The 23,028-nt window shown below is 72.4% G+C and carries 15 protein-coding genes; 7 read left to right on the forward strand and 8 right to left on the reverse strand.

Going from position 1 to position 23,028, the window contains the following annotated elements; genetic code table 11:
* The first annotated feature begins 750 nt into the window (after positions 1–750).
* Positions 751–5,718: an RHS repeat domain-containing protein gene (locus tag AC2TEW_RS18905; protein WP_484624521.1), complete on the forward strand. Its 4,968-nt coding sequence runs from the start codon at positions 751–753 to the stop codon at positions 5,716–5,718.
* Between the two features lie 24 nt (positions 5,719–5,742).
* On the forward strand, positions 5,743–6,168 hold the full coding sequence (locus AC2TEW_RS18910; RefSeq protein WP_484624522.1) for a hypothetical protein: 426 nt from the start codon (positions 5,743–5,745) through the stop codon (positions 6,166–6,168).
* 94 nt (positions 6,169–6,262) lie between these two features.
* Here AC2TEW_RS18910 and AC2TEW_RS18915 read toward each other — a convergent pair whose 3' ends face one another.
* The 7 genes from AC2TEW_RS18915 to AC2TEW_RS18945 all read right to left on the reverse strand — a co-directional run bounded on the left by AC2TEW_RS18915 (position 6,263) and on the right by AC2TEW_RS18945 (position 13,810).
* Complete coding sequence (locus tag AC2TEW_RS18915; RefSeq protein ID WP_484624523.1) at positions 6,263–7,768, reverse strand: NCS1 family nucleobase:cation symporter-1; 1,506 nt, start codon at positions 7,766–7,768, stop codon at positions 6,263–6,265.
* Between the two features lie 124 nt (positions 7,769–7,892).
* Positions 7,893–8,909 carry a TIGR03842 family LLM class F420-dependent oxidoreductase gene (locus AC2TEW_RS18920; protein WP_484624524.1) on the reverse strand — a complete coding sequence of 339 codons (1,017 nt, stop codon included), beginning with the start codon at positions 8,907–8,909 and terminating at the stop codon, positions 7,893–7,895.
* A gap of 16 nt (positions 8,910–8,925) precedes the next feature.
* Positions 8,926–10,326 (reverse strand): dihydropyrimidinase, encoded by a 1,401-nt coding sequence (hydA, locus tag AC2TEW_RS18925; protein ID WP_484624525.1) that lies wholly within the window; start codon positions 10,324–10,326, stop codon positions 8,926–8,928.
* Between the two features lie 11 nt (positions 10,327–10,337).
* Positions 10,338–11,180: a nitrilase-related carbon-nitrogen hydrolase gene (locus tag AC2TEW_RS18930; RefSeq protein WP_484624526.1), complete on the reverse strand. Its 843-nt coding sequence runs from the start codon at positions 11,178–11,180 to the stop codon at positions 10,338–10,340.
* A 137-nt stretch (positions 11,181–11,317) separates the two neighbouring features.
* The gene (locus AC2TEW_RS18935; RefSeq protein WP_484624527.1) at positions 11,318–12,133 is read right to left on the reverse strand and encodes a hypothetical protein; all 816 of its coding nucleotides are present in this window, start codon (positions 12,131–12,133) and stop codon (positions 11,318–11,320) included.
* Positions 12,134–12,138: 5 nt separating this feature from the next.
* Positions 12,139–12,969, reverse strand: coding sequence for a hypothetical protein (locus AC2TEW_RS18940; protein WP_484624528.1), 831 nt, complete (start codon positions 12,967–12,969; stop codon positions 12,139–12,141).
* Positions 12,970–13,234: 265 nt separating this feature from the next.
* Positions 13,235–13,810, reverse strand: a complete 576-nt coding sequence (locus AC2TEW_RS18945; RefSeq protein WP_484624529.1) for a TetR/AcrR family transcriptional regulator — start codon at positions 13,808–13,810, stop codon at positions 13,235–13,237.
* Positions 13,811–13,985: 175 nt separating this feature from the next.
* On the opposite strand from AC2TEW_RS18945, the gene AC2TEW_RS18950 reads away from it, so the two are divergent.
* The 5 genes from AC2TEW_RS18950 to AC2TEW_RS18970 all read left to right on the forward strand — a co-directional run bounded on the left by AC2TEW_RS18950 (position 13,986) and on the right by AC2TEW_RS18970 (position 21,943).
* On the forward strand, positions 13,986–14,786 hold the full coding sequence (locus AC2TEW_RS18950; RefSeq protein ID WP_484624530.1) for an SDR family NAD(P)-dependent oxidoreductase: 801 nt from the start codon (positions 13,986–13,988) through the stop codon (positions 14,784–14,786).
* Positions 14,787–15,015: 229 nt separating this feature from the next.
* Positions 15,016–17,208, forward strand: a complete 2,193-nt coding sequence (gene helR / locus AC2TEW_RS18955; RefSeq protein ID WP_484624531.1) for an RNA polymerase recycling motor ATPase HelR — start codon at positions 15,016–15,018, stop codon at positions 17,206–17,208.
* 96 nt (positions 17,209–17,304) lie between these two features.
* Positions 17,305–17,904 carry a hypothetical protein gene (locus AC2TEW_RS18960; protein WP_484624532.1) on the forward strand — a complete coding sequence of 200 codons (600 nt, stop codon included), beginning with the start codon at positions 17,305–17,307 and terminating at the stop codon, positions 17,902–17,904.
* Between the two features lie 61 nt (positions 17,905–17,965).
* The gene (locus tag AC2TEW_RS18965) at positions 17,966–19,345 is read left to right on the forward strand and encodes a serine hydrolase domain-containing protein (protein ID WP_484624533.1); all 1,380 of its coding nucleotides are present in this window, start codon (positions 17,966–17,968) and stop codon (positions 19,343–19,345) included.
* Positions 19,346–19,444: 99 nt separating this feature from the next.
* Positions 19,445–21,943, forward strand: a complete 2,499-nt coding sequence (locus tag AC2TEW_RS18970; protein ID WP_484624605.1) for a DEAD/DEAH box helicase — start codon at positions 19,445–19,447, stop codon at positions 21,941–21,943.
* Positions 21,944–22,033: 90 nt separating this feature from the next.
* Here the strand turns inward: AC2TEW_RS18970 and AC2TEW_RS18975 are convergent, their stop codons facing one another.
* Complete coding sequence (locus tag AC2TEW_RS18975) at positions 22,034–22,807, reverse strand: hypothetical protein (protein WP_484624534.1); 774 nt, start codon at positions 22,805–22,807, stop codon at positions 22,034–22,036.
* Between the last annotated feature and the right edge of the window lie 221 nt (positions 22,808–23,028).

Here is a 23,028-nt window from a genome sequence, read left to right on the forward strand (position 1 = left end):
CGGTCGGCGACTACAAGGCGACCCCGCTGTCCTCCGCGTCGTCCTGGTCGACCTCCCTGAACAGCGGCTCGTTCAGCTGGTCCTACGAGATGCCGCTGACCGCGATGCCGGGCGGGCTGACCCCGAAGGTCGGGCTGTCCTACAGCTCCGGATCCGTCGACGGCCGCACCGCCAACACCAACAACCAGGCCTCCTGGGCCGGCGACGGCTTCGACCTGTCCCCCGGCTTCGTCGAGCGGACCTACAAGCCGTGCGCGGACGACGGCGCGCCGAAGACCAACAACAACAAGCCCGGTGACCTGTGCTGGGCCACCGACAACGCCACCATCAGCTTCGCCGGGCACTCCGGCGAACTGATCCCGGTCTCGGGCGACGAGTTCCGGCTCAAGGGCGACGACAACACCAAGGTCGTCCGCCTGCGCGACGGCGCCCGCGGCAACGGCGACAACGACGGCGAGTACTTCCGCGCCACCACCACCGACGGCACCAGCTACTACTTCGGCTACAACCGCCTGCCCAACTGGAGCAGCGGCAAGCCCGAGACCAAGTCCGTCTACACCGTGCCGGTGTTCGGCAACAACGCCGGCGAGCCGTGCAACGGCGCCGACTTCGCGTCCTCGTGGTGCCAGCAGGGCTGGCGGTTCAACCTGGACCTGGTGGTCGACGCCCACGGCAACGACATCACCTACTGGTACACCCCCGAGACCAACAACTACGGCCGCAACCTCAAGTCCACCGACCGCACCCCCTATGTGCGCGGCGGCTCGCTCGAGCACATCGAGTACGGCCAGCGGCAGAGCGACCTGTACTCCGCCACCGTCAAGCCCGGCGGGCGCGTGGAGTTCGTCACCGCCGAGCGCTGCCTGGAAACCACGGCCGCCAACTGCGACCCGGCGCAGATCGACGCCAAGCGGCAGTACTGGTACGACACCCCCCTGGGACCGGAACTGCAAGGCCGGGACCGACTGCAGCGGCCAGTTCTCGCCGACCTTCTTCACCCGCACCCGGCTGACCGGTGTCACCGCCAAGACCCTCCAGGCGGACGGCAGTTACGCGGCCGTCGACAGCTGGGCGCTGACCCACAAGTGGGGCACCGCCGACTTCGACTACCAGCTGCTGCTCGACTCCGTCCAGCACACCGGCTCCTCCGCCACCCCGTCGATCACGCTGCCGAAGACCACCTTCGCCTACAAGCAGCTCGCCAACCGCCTCGACAAGGTCGGCGACGGCCGCGCACCCTTCATCAAGCAGCGCCTGGGCACCATCACCGACGAACTCGGCGGCCAGACCGACGTCAACTACAGCGCCCCGGCCTGCGACTGGAACAGCCTCCCCACCCCGCAGACCAACACCACCCGCTGCTTCCCCCAGCAGTACCAGGCCTCCGACGAGACCCCCGTCACCACCGAGTGGTTCAACAAGTACGTCGTCGACGCGGTCATCGCCACCGACCGCACCGGCGGCGCACCCGACATGGTCACCCACTACACCTACCTCGGCGATGCCGCCTGGCACTTCGACGACGAGGACGGCATCACCAAGGAGAAACTCAAGACCTGGTCCCAGTGGCGCGGCTACGCCCACGTGAAGGTCGAGACCGGCGGCGTCTCCGCGATGTCCACCCAGGCCGACCACTACTACCTGCGCGGCATGGACGGCGACCGCAACGACCCCGCCGACAAGTCCAAGAAGCGCACCGTCACCGTCGACGACGGCCAGGGCACCACCCTGACCGACGACGACGCCTGGGCCGGCGTCGAGTACCGCACCGAGCAGTACGACAAGCCCGGCGGCACGATCCTCACCAAGGCCGTCAACACCCCCTGGAAGCGCACCACCGCCACCCGCGTCCGCGACTGGGGCACCACCACCGCCAACCTCACCGGCACCGCGGCGACCCGCTCCTTCACCTCGCTCGACAAGGGCGCAGGAAACGCCTGGCGCGAGACCCGCAGCAACACCACGTTCGACACCTACGGCCGGACCACCCAGATCGAGGAGCTCGGCGACGTCGCCGTGGCCACCGACGACAAGTGCACCCGCACCACGTACGCGGACAACACCTCGTCCTGGATCCTCAACGGAGTCACCCGGACCGAGGCCGTGGCCGCCGACTGCGCGACCGGCGTCAGCCGTGGGACGCGAGCCGACGGCACCTCCGTCGTCCTCGCCGACACCCGGCTCCGCTACGACGGCCAGGCGTACGGCGCCGCACCCGTCAAGGGCGACGTCACGCTCACCGAGACGCTCAAGTCGCAGACCGGCACCAGCGCGACCTACCTGGACAGCTCCGCGACGTTCGACCTGTACGGCCGCAAGCTGACCGACACCGCGCTGGTCTCGGCCACCGTGTTCGACACCACCGGTGCGACCGGCCCGGTCACCACCGCGTCCACCGACGCCCGTACCACCACCAACGCCTACACCCCGGCCACCGGACGGGCGACCAGGTCCACGCTCACCACACCTCCGGCCACGGCCGGCAACAGCGCCACCGCCCAGACCACCACGGTCGACTACGACCTGATGCGCGGTCTGAGCACCAGCACCATCGACGCGACCGGCCGTCGCAGCGATCTCACGTACGACGCCCTGGGCCGTTCCCTGAAGGTCTGGCGGCCCGACCGCCTCAAGTCGAGCGGGCAGACCCCGAACCACGAGTTCGCGTACGCGATCGCGGCCGGGGCGATCACCGCCGTCACCAGCAAGACCCTCAACGCCGACGGCTCGCAGGCCACCACCTACACCCTGTACGACGGCCTCGGCCGCGTCCGGCAGACCCAGGCCCCGGGTGACAACGGCGGCCGGATCCTCACCGACACCTTCTACGACGAGCGCGGCCAGGCCGCCCTCACCTACGCGGCCTACTACGCCACCGGAGCCCCGTCGACCACCCTGTTCAAGGTCGACGACGCCACCGGCGTCGAGACCCAGACCGCCAACACCTACGACGGCCTCGGCCGCGTGGTGAAGGCCACCACCCTCGCCGGCAACGGCGTCGGCACGCCGCTGTCCACCACGCTCACCGAGTACGGCGGCGACCGCGTCACCGTCACCCCGCCGCAGGGCGACATCCCGACGACCACCATCACGGACGCCGCGGGCCGCACCACCGAGCTGCGCCAGTACAAGTCGGCCACCCCGACCGGCGCGTACGACGCCACCACCTACGGCTACGACCCGGCCGGTCACCTGAACAAGCTGACCGACCCGTCCGGCACCGTGTGGACCTGGCTCTACGACCAGCTCGGCCGCCAGACCAAGGCCGTCGACCCCGACAGCGGCACCGCCACGAAGGCGTACAACGCCCGCGGCGAGGTCACCAGCACCACGGACGGCCGCGGCAAGACCGTCTCCAGCGTCTACGACAACCTCGGCCGCCTCATCGAGACCCACGACGGCCCGGCCACCGGACCGCTGCTCACCTCGCAGACCTGGGACCCGTCCGGCAACAAGGGCCAACTGTCGACGGCCTCACGGTTCAGCACCGTCGGCGCGGCCACCTACGAGTACAGGACCACCTACTCGCTGTTCGACACGCTGTCCCGACCGACCCGGACCACCGTCACCGTCCCGTCCGTCCCCGGTCAGGAGAACCTTGCCGGCTCGTACACCAGCGGCACGACCTACCGCCTCGACGGGCTGGTGAAGTCCGTCGCCTACCCGGCCGCGGGCAACCTCGCCTCCGAGTCGGTCGCGTTCACCTACGACGGCCTCCGCCGGATGACCGCGGCCGAGGGCCTGAGCAAGTACCTGACCGCCCAGAGCTACAGCCTCACCGGCAAGCCGCTGCAGTCCACGCTGAGCAACGGCACCGCCGACAAGGACACCTACGTCACCCTCGGCTACGAGTGGGGCACCCAGCGGCTGGCCTCCAGCCGCACCGACCAGTACGGCGTCACCGGCGCGGCCCGCGCCGCCGCCTACACCTACGACCAGGCCGGCAACGTCACCTCGGTCACCGACACCTCGCGCTCCGGCACCGACCGGCAGTGCTTCACCTACGACTACCTCACCCGCCTCACCGAAGCGTTCACCCCGACCGGCAGCTCCTGCCCGGCCTCGCCGACCGGCGCCACGCTCGGCGGCCCGGCTCCGTACTGGACCGGCTGGACCTACAACACCAACGGCACCCGGGCCACCGAGACCCGGCACGACCCGGCGGGCAACACCGCCAACAACGCCACCACCGCCTACTCCTACCCGGCCCCCACTGCCGCCCGGCCGCACACCCTGACCGGCACCAGCACCGTCACCGGCGGCACCGGAACGCCCGTCACCCAGGCCTACGCCTACGACGACTCCGGCAACACCACCGAGCGGCACCTCAGGCCCGGCGGCACCCGGACCAGCGACCAGGTCCTGACCTGGAACACCGAGGGCCGGCTCGCCCAGGTCGCCGACACCGTCAAGAACGGTGCGACCACCACCACCAGGACCACCGACTACCTCTACGACACCTCGGGCAACCGGCTGATCGGCCACACCCTCGACACCGCCAACCCGGCCGCCGAGAACTGGACGCTCCACCTCGGCACCACCGAGCTCAACCTCGTCAAGGGCGCGGCCAAGGCCACCGCCACCCGCTACTACCCGCTCGGCGCCACGGCCACCGCCGTCCGCACCGACGACAACAAGGTCACCTTCCAGGTCAACGACCACCACGGCACCGCCGAACTCACCATCGACGCCACCACCGGCACCCTCAACCAGCGCCGCACCACCCCGTTCGGCGACACCCGTGGCACCGCCCCGGCCAGCTGGTCCGGCACCCGCGGCTTCCTCGGCGGCGTCGACGAGGCCACCGGCCTCACCCACCTCGGAGCCCGCGACTACGACCGCACCACCGGCCGCTTCATCTCGGCCGACCCGCTCTTCGCCGCAACCGACCCCCAGTCCCTGGCCGCCTACACCTACAGCGACAACAACCCGCTCAGGTACAGCGACCCGTCGGGGCTGGCCCTGGAGGAGTGCGCCAGCGGGATGTACCGCTGCCGGGGCGGGACGGAGGTCCTCGGCGAGGGCCCGAGGTACCAGGCGATCGTCGCGCAGAACAAGGCCGAGGAACCGTACCGGAAGGCCGCACTGGCCGCGTACCTGGTGAGCGTGGGAGTCAAGCCGGCCGGGTGGACCGGCAGCCTGCCGACCAACGTCGCGGACGAGATGAGGAAGGCGCGCCGGGCCTACGGCGAGCAGTTGGAGCGGGAGTACCGCCAGAACACCAACTTCAAGTACGAGACGGTGCCCGGGCAGAAGCAGATCCCCGGGGCCGAGCCGTACGACGAGATCGCGACCGGCAAGGCCAAGAAGTCGGAGCTGATGGTCTGTGCGTACATCGGCGTGGCCGACTGCTACGACGTGAAGCAGATCACCGGCTGGTCCGCGAACGTGGCGGCGGACGCCTACCCTGGGAAGGAGAACGAGGGACAGAACGCCTTCCGGCACTTCACCTGGCAGGCCATGATCACGGCCAAGTACGGGGCCCAGACCGCCGAGATGGTCGCGGACGCCCACGAGGCGTACGGCGAGCGGGAAGGCCACAACTATGCCGACCACCTCTCGGACCTCGTGAACAACGAGTACGGCCGCCAGATGGGCGCGAAGATCGCCGCAGCCAACCCCGGTGCCTCGGAGTCCCAGCTCAGGGATGCGATCACCAGGGAGGCAAGGAACTACATGACCGGTGGGAACTATGCCCGACCCAATGACTTCGAGTAACCCGATCCGGAAGGGAGATGTCGGATGAGCGGCCCCGTGGGGTCACGCCGGAGGGGCGTCCGTTCCCTGGTCGGCTCGCTGGTGGCCGTCCTGCCGCTGGCGGTGTCCTGCAGCGTGCAGACGGACGAGGACAGGGCGCGGCAGGTCGTCGGGTCCTGGAAGTCGCCGAACCTGGGCTCGGTCCAGTTCCTCGACAACGGTGCGCTCGGAGAGGTGGGCCTGCCTCCCACCCTGTGTCACAAGGGGTCGTGGCCGGCCGACACGAAGTTCACCGGTACCTGGCGCCCCTCGCATCTGGACTCCGTCGGGCCGGCGACGGAGGTCACCTTGACGGCCGCCGCCGGTGGCCCGACGTGTGACCTGTTCTTCCTGTACTCCACGGATCAAGGTCAGCCGCACCTGGACCTGGCCTACGCCCCGGAGGACAGCGAGCCCTTCGTCCGGCAGTAGACCGGCAGACCGGTCACCGCGGAGTCACCAGGGGCCGCCCCCATCCCACCCGGGATGGGGGCGGCCCCTGTCCGTACCCTGCCGCGGTGCGGGGTCAGCTGTCGGCGCCGCGCTGCCGGGAACCGGCGGTGAGGGCGGTGTAGAGCAGCAGCGCGGAGGCGAATCCGACGGCCCAGCCGTAGTCGGCCAGGGGTCTCAGGGCGGGGATCAGGCCGTCGGCCGGGAAGGGGCCGCCGTGGGAGCCTCCGACGGCCAGGACGCCGCCGACCAGCAGGGCGGTGACGGCCCGCCAGTTCCAGCCGGCGGCGTACCAGTAGCGGCCGCCGGGGAGGTAGAGCTCCGCGAGGTCGAGGGCGGTGCGGCGCAGCAGCCAGTAGTCGGCGATGAGGATGCCGGCGACGGTGCCGAGCAGGCCGCCGACCACGCCGAGCCAGGTGAAGATGTAGATCTGCGGGTCCTCGATCAGTTTCCAGGGGAAGATCAGGATCCCGATCACGCCGGTGGTCAGCGCGCCGGTGCGGAAGTTGATGTAGCGGGGCAGCAGGTTGGCGAGGTCGTAGGCGGGGCTGACCACGTTGGCGGCGATGTTCACGGACAGCGTGGCGATCAGCACGATGAAGAGGGCGAACAGGATCCCGGCGGTGCTGTCCATCTTGGCGGCGAGCGCGATCGGGTCCCAGATCGCCTCGCCGTAGACGGCCTGGGAGCCGGAGGTGACCAGGACCGAGAGCAAGGCGAAGAGGGTCATGGTGGTGGGCAGTCCGAGTGCCTGGCCGCGGATCTGGGCGCGCTGGCTGCCACCGAAACGGGTGAAGTCCGGGATGTTCAGGGCGAGCGTCGACCAGAAGCCGATCATGCCCATCAGGGCCGGGAAGAAGACCTTCCAGAAGTCGCTGCCCCAGCCGAGCTCCGAGGGCTGGTCCAGGAGCGGCCCGAGTCCGCCCGCCTTCGCGGTGATCCAGGCCAGCAGGGCGAGGGCGCCGACGATCACCACCGGCGCCGCCCAGTTCTCGAACCGGCGCAGGGTCTCCATCCCCCGGGCGATGATCGCCATCTGGATCGCCCAGAAGAGCAGGAAGGAGAGCCACTGCGTCCACGGGTGCCCGCCGATTTCGGCGGCCGTCTGCCAGCCGTGGCCGAGCAGTTTCCCGGCCAGCAGGAAGATCCCCTCGCCGCCGATCCAGGTCTGGATGCCGAACCAGGCGCAGGCCACCGCCGCCCGGATCATGGCCGGGAGGTTGGCGCCGCGCAGCCCGAACGAGGCGCGGGCGAAGACCGGGAACGGGATGCCGTACTTCGTGCCCGCGTGGCCGGTGAGGATCATCGGGACCAGCACGATCAGGTTGGCCAGGGCGATGGTGAACACCGCCTGCTTCCAGTCCATGCCGAGCGCGACCAGGCCGGAGGCCAGGGTCCAGGACGGGATGTTGTGGGCCATGCCGACCCAGAGCGCGATGAAGTTGTAGGTGGTCCACCGGCGGCGGGCGACGGGGACCGGGCGGAGGTCCTCGTTGGCGAAGCGGTGGTCGGAGAGGTCGGCGCCGTCGGCGAGTTCGACCCGGCCGTCCGGTTGGGTGGTCTGCGCTGTGGGCGTGGACATGGGCGGCTGCCTCCGGGTGTGGGGGTGGCGGCCACCCGTACGAGGGGTGGCCGCCGGGAGCAGTCGGAGTCGGGCGGCGGTGGATCGGGACGCGGGATCGGGACGCGGGGTCGGGACGCGGGGGTCAGGCCAGCGTCGGGATGACCTGCTCGCCGTAGGCGTCGATGGTGGTCTCGACGGCGTCGTGCATGGCGTAGACGGCGAACTGGTCGACGCCGAGCTCGCGCAGGTGCGCCAGCTTGGCGCGCTGCGCCTCGGGCGGGCCGATCAGGCAGAACCGGTCGACCACCTCGTCGGGGACGAAGGTGGTGTCGGGGTTCCCGGCGCGGCCGTGGTGGCTGTAGTCGTAGCCCTGGCGTTCCTTGATGTAGGCGGTGAGCTCCTCGGGGACCATGCCGGAGTGTTCGCCGTAGCGGCCGACCAGGTCGGCGACGTGGTTGCCGACCATGCCGCCGAACCAGCGGCACTGTTCGCGGGCGTGGGCGAGGGCCTGCGGCGAGTCGTCGGCGGTGACGTAGGCGGGCGCGGCCACGCAGATGGTGACGGAGGCGGGGTCGCGCCCGGCCTCGGCGGCGGCGTCGCGGACCGCCTTGACCATCCACTCGGTCAGGAACGGGTCGGCCAGCTGCAGGATGAAGCCGTCGGCCCGGCGGCCGGTCAGGGCGAGCGCCTTGGGGCCGTACGCGCCCATCCAGACCGGTAGTTCGGCGCCGGGCCGTACCCAGGGCAGGTGCATCTCGGTGCCGTCGACCTCGACGGTGCGGCCCTCGGCCAGCTCCTTGATCGCGTGCATCGCCTCGCTCAGCCGGGCCAGGGTAGCGGGTTTGCGGCCGGCCACCCGCATCGCGGAGTCGCCGCGGCCGATGCCGCAGACGGTGCGGTTGCCGAACATGTCGTTGAGGGTGGCGAACAGGGAGGCGGTCACCTCCCAGGTGCGGGTGGAGGGGTTGGTCACCATCGGGCCGACGGTGAGCCGTTCGGTCTCGGCGAGGATCCGGCTGTAGATGACGAAGGGTTCCTGCCAGAGCACCGCGGAGTCGAAGGTCCAGCCGTGGCTGAAGCCGGCCGCCTCGGCGCGCTTCATCCGGTCGATCAGCAGCCGTGCGGGCGGGTCGGTCTGGAGGACGAGTCCGATGTCCACGCTTCTCCTTAGGGTGTCAGCCGAGGTACTGGCAGGTGGCACGGGGCTGGTAGCGGCCGTGTCCGGCGCGGCCGAGCCAGGCCTCGCCGTCCAGGACCACGGTGCCGCGGGACAGCACGGTGCGGACCCTGCCGGTGATCTCCCGGCCCTCGTAGGCCGAGTAGTCGACGTTCATGTGGTGGGTGGTGGCGGAGATGGTCTGCCGGGCGGTCGGGTCGTAGATCACGATGTCGGCGTCGGCGCCGGGGGCGATGGTGCCCTTGCGCGGGTACAGGCCGAACATCCGGGCCGGGGCGGCGCAGGCGATCTCGATCCAGCGACGGCGGGTCAGGTGGCCGTCGACGACGGCCTGGTGCAGCAGGTCCATCCGGTTCTCCACGCCGGGCAGACCGTTGGGGATCTTGGAGAAGTCGCCGCGGCCGAGCTCCTTCTGCCCGACGAAGCAGAACGGGCAGTGGTCGGTGGAGACCACCTGGAGGTCGTCGGTGCGCAGTCCGCGCCAGAGCGCGGCCTGGTGCTCGCGCGGGCGCAGCGGGGTGGAGCAGACGTACTTGGCGCCCTCGAAGTCCGGTTCGGCGAGGTTGTCGGTGGACAGGAACAGGTACTGCGGGCAGGTCTCGCCGAAGACCGGCAGTCCTTCGCGGCGGGCGGCGGCGAGTTCGGCGACGGCGGACGCGGCGGAGACGTGCACCACGTACAGCGGGGAGCCGGCCACCTGGGCGAGTTTGACGGCCCGGTGGGTGGCCTCGGCCTCGAGGAGTTCGCGGCGGACCTCGCCGTGGTAGCGCGGGTCGGTCTTGCCGGCGGCGAGGGCCTGTTCGACCAGGACGTCGATGGCGATGCCGTTCTCGGCGTGCATCATGATCAGGCCGCCGTTGTCGGCGCCGCGCTGCATGGCGCGCAGGATCCGGCCGTCGTCGCTGTAGAAGACGCCGGGGTAGGCCATGAACAGCTTGAAGGAGGTGACGCCCTCCTCGACCAGCAGGTCCATCTCCTTGAGGGTGGACTCGTTCACGTCCGACATGATCATGTGGAACGCGTAGTCGATGGAGCAGCGGCCCTCGGCCTTGTCGTGCCAGGTGTCCAGGCCGGCCCGCAGCGAGGCGCCGACGGACTGGACCGCGAAGTCGACGATGGTGGTGGTGCCGCCCCAGGCGGCGGCCCGGGTGCCGGTCTCGAAGGTGTCGGAGGCGGCGGTGCCGCCGAACGGCAGCTCCATGTGGGTGTGGGCGTCGACGCCGCCCGGGATCACGTACATCCCGGTGGCGTCGATGACGCGGTCGGCGCCCCAGCCGTCGGCGACCGAGCTGCCGCTGGCCGCGAGGGCCATCACCTGCTCGCCCTCGATCAGGACGTCGGCGCGCATCTCCTCGGCGGCGGTGACCACCAGGCCGCCCTGGATCACGGTGCGGGTCATCGGGTCCCCTCTCAGGCCTCGGTCAGCGGCAGGTAGGCGTCCGGGCGGCGGTCGCGGTAGAACGCCCACTGCTGGCGGACCTGCTCGATCACGTCGAGGTCGAGGTCGCGGACCACCAGTTCCTCGTCCTTGTCGGAGGCGACGTCGCCGACGAACTGGCCGCGCGGGTCGACGAAGTAGGAGGTGCCGTAGAAGTCGTTGTCGCCGTACTCCTCGACGCCGACCCGGTTGATCGCGGCGATGTAGTACTCGTTGGCGACGGCGGCGGCGGGCTGCTCCAGCTGCCACAGGTACGCCGACAGGCCCCGGCTGGTGGCGGAGGGGTTGTAGACGATCTCCGCGCCGGCCAGTCCGAGTGCCCGCCAGCCCTCGGGGAAGTGCCGGTCGTAGCAGATGTAGACGCCGACCTTGCCGACCGCGGTGTCGAAGACCGGCCAGCCGAGGTTGCCGGGCTTGAAGTAGTACTTCTCCCAGAAGCCCTTCACCTGCGGGATGTGGTGCTTGCGGTACTTGCCGAGGTAGGAGCCGTCGGCGTCGATCACGGCGGCGGTGTTGTAGTAGAAGCCGGACTGCTCGATCTCGTACACCGGTACGACGATCACCATGCCGAGTTCCCGGGCCAGGGACTGCATCCGCTGCACGGTGGGCCCGTCCGGCACCGGCTCGGCCCAGGCGTAGTGCTCGGGCTCCTGGACCTGGCAGAAGTACGGGGCGTTGAAGACCTCCTGGAATCCGATGATCTGCGCGCCTTCGGCGGCGGCCGCGCGGGCCGCCCGCTCGTGGGCGTCGATCATCGTCTCCTTGTCGCCGGTCCATGCGGTCTGGAACAGGGCGGCGCGCACCACTCGGCTCATCGGGTTCTCCTTCGACGAAGGCGCTCTAGACCGTCGACAGTAGAAGTTCCCGGGCCCGGTGTGCAGTGCCACGCTGTAACGCCACGCGGGTCATTTCGTTCCGCCGCGAAATGGTGACCGGCCGATGATCGGACCGGTCAGAAGAGTGTCCCGGTCAGGGCGGCGAACCCGCCCAGCACCAGTCCCGCCCGGATCGCCCGGCCGAGCGCCGCCGGTCCGCCCGGACCGGCGGCCGGGTCCTCGGGCGGGAGCACCGCCAGCAGGACCCGGCGCCCGGCGTGCGCGGCCCGCCGCCAGGGGTGGCCGGTCGGGTGGCCCCCGGGGCGGGCCCACCAGGGGCCCGTCGGGCCGCCGATCGCGGTGATCCGCCCGGCCGCCGTGTGCACGGTCCAGCCGGGCAGCTCCTGCGCCGGGACCACCCCGAGCAGGTCCAGCGGCGGCAGGTCCTCGGTCCAGCGGTCCGCGAGGTGGCCGAGCAGCCCGCCGGGGTAGGGCGCGCCCGGGTGGAAGAGCAGCGACGGCAGTTCCTCGCCCGGTACGCCCGACATTCCGGGCTCCAGCCGGTCCGCGCCGCGCGGCCGGTCGTCCGGCCGCCAGGCCGCCGCCTCGGGCAGGCCGAGCCGTACCCGGGCCGCGGCGATCTGGGCGGGCGCCCAGACCCGGGACGGGCCGCACGCGGGGTGGGTGCGCACCGCGGTGTGCCGGTCGCTGCCCGGCCCGTCGATCCGTACCCCGTCGGCCGCCGCCGGGCCGGACGGGTCCACCGGCCGGTCGCACAGCGGGCAGGGGGCGCCGTCGGACACCGGCGCCGCGCCTGCGAGCAGCCGCCGGACGCCCGGGTTGCCGGGGGCCGTACCGTCCGCGGCGGGTCCGTTCCACTGCTCGTTCAGGACGGCCTCCTCGGTCGGGGCGGGGCGGGCCGCCGGGCACCGGGGCGGTGCGCGGGGCGGCACACACCTTAGTGCCGTCGGTCCTCTTGGCGCCGTCGGTCCTCGCCGAGGGCGGTCAGCGGATTCTCGCCCTGCCAGAATTCCGGTCCGTAGTCCGGGCGCAGGAGTTTGAAGATCTCGCCGCGGAAGAGCGCGCTCACCGGCCAGGGCCTGCTGTAGATGCGCATGTCCTCGAGCTCCGCGTCGCCGTTGAACCGGAACACCGCCGCCACCTGCCAGGTATGGCCGTGGACGTGCAGGTCGTAGGCGGCCACCACGTGCTCCCCGGCCTGGGTGAAGATCCGGTAGCCGGGTTCGCCGCCGACCTGCTCCACCGCCCCGAGCACGGCGGCGACCCGGTCCCGCCCGGACACGGTGGCGGTGAGGACCGGCGAGTGGAAGGCGACGTCGGCGGCGAGCCGGGGCGCGGCGGCGGGAATGCCGAGGTAGCCGTCGGCGGGGCCGCTCGGGACGTACGGGGTGGACACGTCGGTGTCCTCCGCGAGCACCCGGTCGACGGGGAGCATCCGCTCCCGGGCCAGCGCCACGAAGGGCCACGGCCGCGCGTAGGCGTCCACCGCCTCGTAGGTGCCCCCGCCTCCTGGGGCCAGGACCACGAGCAGTCCTACCGGATGCCCGTCGACGGAGCCGGCGAAGGTGATGACGTCGCGGTCCTCGCCTTCCAGGACGAACTCGGGCTGCGCGATCGAGAACGCCCCGGCGAGCTCGCTCAGGAAGGCTGCCGCGCGGTCCCGGCCGACGAGCCGGTTCATGGTCAGCGGTGTCGCCAGGGAGACGGAGGCGGACAGCGCTTCGGGGTCCGCACCCAGTGCGGCGCGTGCGAGGGATTCACGGCTCATGGGAGATCTCCCCTGGTCCGGTGGTCGGAGTGGCGTGATCGCCGATCGAGGCCGTCGCCCTCGGCTCCGCCGTATCCCGCCGGCACGGCCGGCTCTTCGCGCCTTTCCCGGCGCGAGCCCGCCCCATCGCCTGGGCGCGCGGCCGTTCGTTCGGATCACGCCGCGGGATACCCCGATTGTATGTCTGCGTCGCCGTCCGCGCCGCCGCCGGGAGTTCGACTGGTCGCGACGCGCCGGACCGGCGGCCGGACCGGGGGCGCGCCGGTCAGGTCCGTACGGTGCTGAGGCCGTCCAGGGTGAGGTCGAGCAGGCGTTCGGCCTGCGCCCGCTGGTCCGGTTTGCCGGAGGCGAGGGCGATGCCGGTGAGGGCGGCGAACATGTCGTCGGCGCCGACGTCGGAGCGGACGGTACCGGCCTCGGTCCCGGCGGCCAGCAGCGAGGTGAGCGCCTCCAGCATCAGTTCGCGGCTGCGCGCATAGGGGTTGACGCCGGATTCGACGAGCGCGCGCAGGACGTCGGCCATACCGAACTTGGCGGTGGCGTAGTCGATGAAGCGCCCCATCCAGGCGCGCAGGGCCTCCCTCGGCGGGAGCGTGGCCAGCAGGTCGGGGGCGGCGTCGCAGAGCCGGCCGAGCTCGTTGCGGTAGGCGGCCTCGATGAGCACGTCGCGGGTGGGGAAGTTGCGGTAGAGCGTGCCGGAGCCGACACCGGCCTCCTTGGCGATCCGCTCCAGGTGCGCGTCCAGTCCGTCCTCGGCGAAGACCCGCACGGCGGCGGCGAGGATCTTGTCCCGGTTGCGCTGTGCGTCGGCACGCAGCGGGCGGCCCGTCTCGCTGGGCATCTGCGGTCTCCTGTCGTCCGGCTTGCTAACCGGAGGCGCCTCCACTTAGAGTTCAGGAACCGGAGGCGCCTCCGTTTCCACTCTAGGCCACGCCTGCCCGCGCCCGCCCTCCAGGGCCCGCCCGCGCTCGAGCTGCCGGCGCCCGGCCACGCACCCACCCTCCCAGGAGCACCCCATGACCACCTCGCCGACGACCCTCCCGACCACCCCCGCCCCGGCCCTCCCGCTCGACGGAAAGGTCGCCGTCATCACCGGCGGCGCGTCCGGGGTCGGCCTGGGCATCGCCCAGGAGTTCACCGCCGCCGGGGCCCGCGTCGTCATCACCGACCTGCGGCAGGACGCGCTGGACGCGGCGGTCGCCGCGATCGGCCCCACCTGCGCGGGGATCGTCGCCGACGTCGCCCGGCTCGCCGACATGGAGGCCGCCTACCGGCAGGTGACGGAACGTCACGGACGCCTGGACGTGGTCGTCGCCAACGCCGGGATCGGCGCGCACGCCCCGCTCGGCGCGATCACCGAGGAGCAGTTCGAGCGGACCTTCGACGTCAACGCCAAGGGCGTCCTGTTCACCGTCCAGCCCGCGCTGGAGCTGCTGCCGCCCGGCGGCGCCGTCATCGTCATCGGCTCCACCGCCTCCATCCGCCCGCCGCGCGGGATGAGCCTGTACGGCGGCTCCAAGGCCGCGGTACGCGCCTTCGTCCGGGCCTGGATCCAGGACGTCAAGGGCTCGGGGATCCGGATGAACATCCTCAGCCCCGGCGCGGTCGACACCGACTCGCTGCGCAGCGCGCTGGCGATGGCGCAGGGCGCCGACCAGGTCGAGGCCGCCGTCCGGTCCATGGGCGAGGGCAACCCGACCGGCCGGATCGCCGACCCGCGCGAACTGGGCCGGGCCGCGGTCTTCCTGGCCGGCGACGCCGCGAGCTTCGTCACCGGCATCGAACTCTTCGCGGACGGCGGCATGGCCCAGGTCTGAGCACACCGGGCGGCCCCGAACGGCGCGGACACCAAAGGCCGCGCACACGAAAGGCCCTGAACGCGAAGGCCACGCAAACGAAAGGCCGCGCACACGAAAGGCAAGGAGCGAAACCCACTCCTTGCCACTCCTAACGGATAGCGCACCGGGGGCCTTGCGGCAAGGCCCCCGGTGTACCGCAGAATCGCTGGCCGAAGCCGGAAACCGCGGATACGGGGAGATCGACGAAGTGCCTGCGTTCCTGTCCTCAGACGTACCTGCCGCCGCTACCGACACCAGCGCGTTCGACCTGCCCGAGCGGCTGCGTGCCAAGGCCGACCCGGCCCTGATCGCCGACGACGAACGGCACTTCGCGGCCGTCGCACAGAGCCTCGCCGCGACGATCGCCGACCTGTCCGACCACCTCGACGCCACCCGCCGCACACCCGGCGGCGCCGGCCGGGAGGCGATGGACCGCGACGCCGAGATCCACCGGCTGACCGGCCGGCTGCGCGCCCTGCGCCGCTTCGGCCTGGACCTGTGCCTCGGACGCATCGTCGGCGCCGACAGCCCCGAGCCGCTGTACATCGGCCGGCTCGGCCTGACCGACAGCGCGGGACGCCGGCTGCTCACCGACTGGCGCTCCCCCGCGGCCGAACCGTTCTTCGCCGCGACCCACGCCGACCCGCGGGGCCTGGCCAGCCGCCGCAGGTACCGCTGGACCGGCGGCCGGGTCGGCGACTACTGGGACGAGGTGTTCACCGCCGACGCGCTGGAAGGGCACGCCGCCCTCGACGACCAGTCCGCCTTCATCGCGAGCCTCGGCGCCGACCGTTCGGCCCGGATGCGCGATGTGCTCGCCACCGTCCAGTCCGACCAGGACGCCGTCATCCGGGCGGGCTCCCGCGGCGCCCTCGTCGTCGACGGCGGCCCGGGCACCGGGAAGACCGTCGTCGCCCTGCACCGCTCCGCCTACCTCCTCCACTCCGACCCCCGGCTCGGCCACCGCCGGGGCGGCGTGCTGTTCGTCGGCCCGCACCAGCCGTACCTGGACTACGTTTCGGACGTCCTGCCCAGCCTCGGCGAGGACGGCGTACGGACCTGCACCGTGCGCGACCTGGTCGCCGAGGGGCCCTCCGCGGCCGTCGAGTCCGACCCCCTGGTGGCCCGGCTGAAGGCGTCCGCGGAGCTGGTGAAGGCCGTCGAACCGGCCGTCGGGCTCTACGAGGAGCCGCCCACCGAGGGGATGACGGTCGAGACCCACTGGTCCGACCTCCGGCTGGACGCCGACGACTGGGCCGCCGCGTTCGCCGCCCCCGAACCGGGCACCCCGCACAACGAGGCGCGCGACCAGGTCCTCGAGGAACTGCTCACCATCCTGGCGGACAAGGACGACAGCGAGGCGCCGCCCCACCTGCTGCGCAGGTCCCTGCTGCAGAACCGGGAGCTGATCGGGGCGCTCCACCGCGCCTGGCCGATGCTGGAGCCCACCGACCTGGTCGGCGACCTCTGGTCGGTACCCGCCTACCTGCGCAGGTGCGCGCCCTGGCTAACCCCCGACCAGGTCCGCGCGCTGCAGCGGGCGGACGCCCACGCCTGGACGGTGTCCGACCTGCCGCTCCTGGACGCCGCCCGGCAGCGGCTCGGCGACCCGCAGGCGTCCGCGCGCCGACGCCGCCGGCGGGCCGCCGTCGCCGCCGAACGCGAACGGATGGCCCACGTCATCGACAGCGTGATCGCGGCCGACGACGACGGCGAGGGCGCCGTGACCATGCTGCGCGGCCAGGACCTGCGGGACGCCCTGGTCGACGACGGCACACGGCCGGACGCCGAGGCGGACCCGCTGACCGGGCCGTTCGCCCACATCGTCGTCGACGAGGCCCAGGAACTGACCGACGCCGAGTGGCAGATGCTGCTGCTCCGCTGCCCGTCCCGGAGCTTCACCATCGTCGGGGACCGCGCCCAGGCCCGGCACGGCTTCACCGAGTCGTGGCGGGAGCGGCTGACCCGGGTCGGCTTCGACCGGATCGAGGTGGCCTCGCTGAGCGTCAACTACCGCACCCCGCAGGAGATCATGACCCAGGCCGAGCCGGTCGTCCGAGCCGCGCTCCCGGACGCCAACGTGCCCGTCTCCATCCGCAGCAGCGGCATCCCGGTCCACCGCGGCACCCGCTCCGAGCTGGACGGGATCCTCGACGGCTGGCTCGCCGAGCACGCCGAGGGCACCGCCTGCGTGATCGCCGCCGCCGGCGCGGCTCCGGACGGCCTCCCGGCCGATCCCCGGGTCCGCCTGCTGACCCCGGAGCTGTCGAAGGGGCTGGAGTTCGACCTGGTCGTGCTGATCGACCCGGAGTCCTTCGGCGAGGGCGTCGAAGGCGCGGTCGACCACTACGTCGCGATGACCCGGGCGACCCGCCGGCTCGTCGTCCTCACCGGCCCCTGACCCCGGCCGACCGTACTCCCCCCGGCCGGGTGACGGTGTCGCGAACGGCCGCGCCCCTGCGACCATGGATGGCAGCATCACCGCCGGAGGCACACCATGACCACCCCGTACGTCGGCCCGGGCTCGAACCCCGTGGACTGGGTCACCCGTCACTACCCCCGGCCGCTGCGCATCGCGCTGGACCGCCGCGGGGGCATCCCGCACACGGCCCGCAACACGGTGGTCCGCCAGCTCGGCCGGCGCACCCCGGAGCAGTTGCGGGAGCGGATCGAACGGCGCTGGTACCAGCGGTTCGCCCACCTGTCCGCGCCCGAGCTGCTGGAGCGGGCCGACGACATCGCGGTGCAGCTGGTGGAGTTGCCCGACTGCGAGGTCTCGGACCGGTGCGAGGACGGCTGGCTGCTGGACGAGGAGGCCAACTGCACCTGGTGCCTGCCCAGCGGGACGGTGTTCGACCTGCCCCGGGAGGACGTCGGCGACGGCCGGCGCTCCAGCGCCGAGACGGTCGCCAGGATGGCGGGGAGCATCCGGGACCGGATGCGCCAGGGGCGCCGCTCGTTGCCCGCGGCCGCCGAGCGGGCCCGCTCGGAGCGGGCCCGGCGGGAGGCCGGCGCGGGCCCCGAGCGGCCCCCGGGGCACCTTCCCCCCACCGGCTTCGGCGGAAATCCGGGGGCGCACCCGCACGGCCGCGGCTAGGTTGGCCTCGCCGGTGTCCTGGCACCGGCGCGGCCGACCAGTCCGAGACACCGAGGTGCGTATGACCGACCAGCCGGACGACCTGCTGCCCGCCACCCGCCGCGCGCTGCTGCACCGGCTGGCCACGGCCCAGGCGGAGGGCCGCACCCCGTCCCTGGTGGGCGCCGTGGTGCGGGACGGGCGGACGGTGTGGACCGGCGCCCGGAGCATGATCGACGACCATGCGCCCACCCCGGACGTGCAGTACCGGATCGGTTCGATCAGCAAGACCTTCGCCGCCGTCCTGGTACTGCGGCTGCGCGACGAGGGACTGCTCGACCTCGCCGACCCGCTGGAGCGGCACCTGCCGGGCACCGGCGCCGGTGGGGCCACCGTCGCGCAGCTGCTCTCGCACACCGCGGGGCTGGCCGCCGAGACCCCCGGCCCCTGGTGGGAGCGGACCGAGGGCACGCTCCGCCCGGAGCTGGCCGACCTGCTGGACGAACAGCCGCTGCGGCACCCCCGCGGCCGCCGCTTCCACTACTCCAACCCCGGTTACGCGCTGCTGGGCGCCCTGGTGGAGCGGCTGCGCGGCGCGCCCTGGGGCGACGTACTGGCGCGGGAGGTGCTCGAGCCGCTCGGCCTGACCCGTACCGGTCTGCTGCCGCGGGCGCCGCACGCGGGTGGCTTCGCCGTGCACCCCTGGGCGGACGTGATGCTGCCCGAGCCGCTCACCGACACCGGCCGGATGGCCCCGGCCGGTCAGCTCTGGTCGACCGCCGCCGACCTGGCCCGCTGGGCGGCGTTCCTGGCGGACGGCGACCCGCGGGTCCTGGTCCCGGAGACCGTCGCCGAGATGCGCCGCCCGGCCGCGCCCCCGGAGGAGGACTGGAGCGCCGGGTACGGCCTCGGGCTGCAGCTGCGCCGCCGCGACGGGGGCCTGCTGTTCGGGCACACCGGTTCGATGCCGGGATTCCGGGCGGGCCTGTGGGTCGGCGAGCGGGAGGGGGTGGCCGCCGTCGCGCTCGCCAACTCCACCTCGGGCACGCCGGGCCCGGCCGCGCTCGCCGCCGACCTGATCGCCATCGTGGCGGAGCACGAGCCGCCGATGCCGCGCCCCTGGCGGCCGCTGGCCGACCTCGACGAGGCGCTGCTGGCCCTGACCGGCCCCTGGTACTGGGGTCCCCAGGGCTTCACCCTGCGGCTGCGCGCCGAGCGGGCGCTGGAGCTGGTGCCGATGGCCGCGCCGGGCGGCCCCGGCAGCCGTTTCCGGCCCGGGCCGGACGGCACCTGGACCGGCCTGGACGGCTACTACGCCGGGGAGACGCTGCGGGTGGTCCGGGCCGCCGACGGCTCACCGGTCCACCTCGACCTGGGGAGCTTCGTGCTGACCCGGGAGCCGTACGGTCCCGCGTCGGCCGTCCCCGGCGGTGTCGAGCCCGGCGGCTGGCGGCCCGCCTGACCTCCGGGGTGCCCGCGCGCCCGGCCGCCCGGGCGCGTCCAGGCTTTGCCCGGGGTGATCCCGAGCAGGCAAGATAGGCCGGTGACCCTCCTGGACCTGATGCCGAAGCCCGCCACGCCCGACGCCCTCTACGAGACCTTCGCCGAATGGACGGCCGAGCGCGGTATCACGCTGTACCCGGCCCAGGAGGAGGCGCTGATCGAGCTGGTCTCCGGGAACAACGTCATCCTGGCGACCCCGACCGGCTCCGGGAAGAGCCTGGTGGCGGCGGGCGCGCACTTCGCCGCGCTGGCCGAGGGCAAGCGGACCTTCTACACCGCGCCGATCAAGGCGCTGGTCTCGGAGAAGTTCTTCGACCTGTGCAAGATCTTCGGCACCGACCAGGTCGGCATGATGACGGGCGACGCCAGCGTCAACCCGACCGCGCCGATCATCTGCTGCACCGCCGAGGTGCTGGCCAACATCGCGCTGCGCGACGGCGAGCGGGCCGACATCGGCCAGGTGGTGATGGACGAGTTCCACTTCTACGCGGAGCCGGACCGCGGCTGGGCCTGGCAGATCCCGATCCTGGAGCTGCCGCACGTGCAGTTCCTGCTGATGTCGGCGACGCTCGGCGACGTCCGCCGCTTCGAGGAGGACCTGACCCGCCGTACCGGCCGCCCGACCGCGGTGGTCCGCTCGGCGACCCGCCCGGTGCCGCTGTTCTACGAGTACCGCCGCACCACCCTGCACGACACCCTGGAGGAGCTGCTGAAGACCGGTCAGGCGCCGGTCTACGTGGTGCACTTCACGCAGAAGGAGGCGGTGGAGCGGGCGCAGTCCCTGATGAGCATCAACATGTGCTCGAAGGAGGAGAAGGACGCCATCGCCGCACTGATCGGCGGCTTCCGCTTCACCACCAAGTTCGGCCGGAACCTGTCCCGGTACGTGCGGCACGGCATCGGGGTGCACCACGCCGGCATGCTGCCCAAGTACCGCCGGCTGGTGGAGCGGCTCGCGCAGGCCGGTCTGCTGAAGGTGATCTGCGGGACGGACACCCTGGGCGTCGGCGTCAACGTGCCGATCCGCACGGTGCTGTTCACGGCGCTGTCCAAGTACGACGGCATCCGGGTGCGGACCCTGCGGGCGCGGGAGTTCCACCAGATCGCCGGGCGGGCCGGCCGGGCCGGGTTCGACACCGTCGGCCAGGTGGTCGCGCAGGCGCCCGAGCACGTGATCGAGAACGAGAAGGCCGTCGCCAAGGCCGGTGACGACCCGAAGAAGAAGCGCAAGGTGGTCCGGAAGAAGGCGCCGGAAGGTTTCGTCGGCTGGACCGAGGAGGGCTTCGAGAAGCTGATCGCCGCCGATCCGGAGCCGCTGGTCTCCCGGTTCAAGGTCAGCCACGCGATGCTGCTCTCGGTGATCGGCCGCCCGGGCAACGCCTTCGAGGCGATGCGCAAGCTGCTCACCGACAACCACGAGGAGCGCTCCGCCCAGCGCCGCCACATCCGCAGCGCCATCGCGATCTACCGTTCGCTGCTGGACGGCGGCGTGGTGGAGCGGCTGCCGGAGCCGGACGCCGAGGGCCGGATCGTCCGCCTCACCATGGACCTCCAGGAGAACTTCGCGCTCAACCAGGCGCTCTCCACCTTCGCGCTGGCCGCCTTCGAACTGCTCGACCCGACCTCGCCCTCGTACGCGATGGACGTGGTCTCGGTGGTCGAGGCGACGCTCGACGACCCGCGGCAGATCCTCGCCTCGCAGCAGAACAAGGCGCGCGGCGAGGCGATCGGCGAGATGAAGCGGGACGGCGTCGAGTACGAGGAGCGGATGGAGCGGCTCCAGGAGATCACCTACCCGAAGCCGCTGGAGGAGCTGCTCGGCCACGCGTACGACGTCTACCGGCGGGCGCACCCGTGGATCGGCGACCACCCGCTGCAGCCGAAGTCGGTGGTCCGCGACCTGTACGAGCGGGCGATGACCTTCACCGACTACGTCGGCCACTACGACCTGGCGCGCACCGAGGGCATCGTGCTGCGCTACCTGGCGGGCGCGTTCAAGGCGCTGGAGCAGACCGTCCCCGAGGACATCAAGACGGACGACCTCAAGGACGTCATCGCCTGGCTCGGCGAGCTGGTCCGCCAGGTCGACTCCTCGCTGCTGGACGAGTGGGAGCAGCTGGCCAACCCGACCGACCCGCAGGCCCCCGAGGTGCGCCTCGACGACAAGCCGGCCCCGGTGACCGCCAACGCCCGTGCCTTCCGGGTGCTGGTGCGCAACGAGATGTTCCGCCGGGTGGAGCTGGCCGCGCTGGAGAACTACCGCGAACTCGGCGAGCTGGACGGCGAGTACGGCTGGGACGCCGACCGCTGGGCGGACGCGATGGACGGGTACTGGGAGGAGTACGACGACCTGGGCACCGGGCCGGACGCCCGCGGGCCGCGGATGCTGCTGATCGAGGAGGACCCGGAGGAGGGTTCCTGGCGGGTCCGGCAGATCTTCGAGGACCCGGAGAAGCACCACGACTGGGGCATCAGCGCGGAGGTCGACCTGTACGGCTCCGACGAGGAGGGCCGGGCGGTGCTGCGGGTCACGGCGGTCGACCGGCTGGACGGCTGAGCGCCGCCCGGACGGCGACGGCCGGGCCCCGGACCGCGGTGGTCCGGGGCCCGGCCGTCGCCGTAGGGGCCTGCGGTCACGGGCCTGGGGTCACATCCAGACGAAGGGCAGACCGGCGGTGTAGCTGACGTTCCGGGTGGCCTCGTCGAGCGCATGGTCCGTCTCGGGTACGGCGGTGCGCTGGTCGGCGAAGCGGGAGACGGTGACCGTGAGGTAGTGGCCGACGACCGCCACCTTGCGGGTGGTGACCGGCTGTTTGGCGGCCGAGGCCGACGGGCCGGGCACGGTGGCGGGGGCGGTGCCCTCCGGCGGGAGGAAGAGCAGGGCGGCGGCGCCCTCACGGACCGCGGCCTCGGCCTTGCGGGCGCTGGCCTCGTCGGCGTAGCGCAGCACCGTGACGCTGCTGGTGACCTGCTGGTCGAGGCGGGTGAAGGCGACCAGCAGATAGCCCTGGCAGCCGGTGTCGCGCAGCGGGTCGTGGGCCTTGTCCTGGACGGTGTCGGTGCAGTCGGCGCCCTGGCCGGCGTTGGAGCGGCGGGCCTTGTAGCCGTCGAGGTCGAGGGCGCGCTGGGCGGGGAAGTACCGTTCGGCGGTGAAGGACTGGGCCTCGGTCTGCGGCGGGGCGGGCAGCACCCCGGGCACCGGCGGGCCGCTGCTGGGCTTGGTGCTGGTCGGGCCGAGGCCGGGTACCAGGTCGCCGGGGTTCGGCCGGGTGACCACCCAGCTGCCGCCGGCGGCGAGTCCGGCGAGGACCACCCAGAGCAGGATCCGGCGCGGGGTCACCCGCGGTCCCCGGCTGTGGGCGGGTGCCGGTTGGTGCTGGTGGGCTGCCGGTGGCGGGGTGGGCTCCCCCTGCGTGGTCATGGCGCAGATTCTAAGCAGTCCGGAATTCTGATCGGATCATGGGCCCGGATCGGCGGCGCGCGATCGGGCCCGCACGCCCTGTCCGTGTGCTGGGCGCCGGGCCGGGCGGCACCCACGTGACGCCCGCCACTACGCGCGGCATCCGCACTGTGACAACTCGCACACCCCGGAGCGGATCTTCTGGCGGGTTCCCTCTGGCGAAACGCGAGGTCCCCCAGGCA

This window comes from Kitasatospora sp. NEAU-CNBT7, from assembly GCF_057220535.1.

Bases quoted from the DNA above. Each gene is read 5' to 3' on its own strand.
- AC2TEW_RS18905 (WP_484624521.1), top strand. From the start codon at position 751: ATGTGCGCGGCGGCTCGCTCGAGCACATCGAGTACGGCCAGCGGCAGA.
- AC2TEW_RS18910 (WP_484624522.1), top strand. From the start codon at position 5,743: ATGAGCGGCCCCGTGGGGTCACGCCGGAGGGGCGTCCGTTCCCTGGTC.
- AC2TEW_RS18915 (WP_484624523.1), bottom strand. From the start codon at position 7,768: ATGTCCACGCCCACAGCGCAGACCACCCAACCGGACGGCCGGGTCGAA.
- hydA (WP_484624525.1), bottom strand. From the start codon at position 10,326: ATGACCCGCACCGTGATCCAGGGCGGCCTGGTGGTCACCGCCGCCGAG.
- AC2TEW_RS18930 (WP_484624526.1), bottom strand. From the start codon at position 11,180: ATGAGCCGAGTGGTGCGCGCCGCCCTGTTCCAGACCGCATGGACCGGC.
- AC2TEW_RS18940 (WP_484624528.1), bottom strand. From the start codon at position 12,969: ATGAGCCGTGAATCCCTCGCACGCGCCGCACTGGGTGCGGACCCCGAA.
- AC2TEW_RS18945 (WP_484624529.1), bottom strand. From the start codon at position 13,810: ATGCCCAGCGAGACGGGCCGCCCGCTGCGTGCCGACGCACAGCGCAAC.
- AC2TEW_RS18950 (WP_484624530.1), top strand. From the start codon at position 13,986: ATGACCACCTCGCCGACGACCCTCCCGACCACCCCCGCCCCGGCCCTC.
- AC2TEW_RS18960 (WP_484624532.1), top strand. From the start codon at position 17,305: ATGACCACCCCGTACGTCGGCCCGGGCTCGAACCCCGTGGACTGGGTC.
- AC2TEW_RS18965 (WP_484624533.1), top strand. From the start codon at position 17,966: ATGACCGACCAGCCGGACGACCTGCTGCCCGCCACCCGCCGCGCGCTG.
- AC2TEW_RS18970 (WP_484624605.1), top strand. From the start codon at position 19,445: ATGCCGAAGCCCGCCACGCCCGACGCCCTCTACGAGACCTTCGCCGAA.
- AC2TEW_RS18975 (WP_484624534.1), bottom strand. From the start codon at position 22,807: ATGACCACGCAGGGGGAGCCCACCCCGCCACCGGCAGCCCACCAGCAC.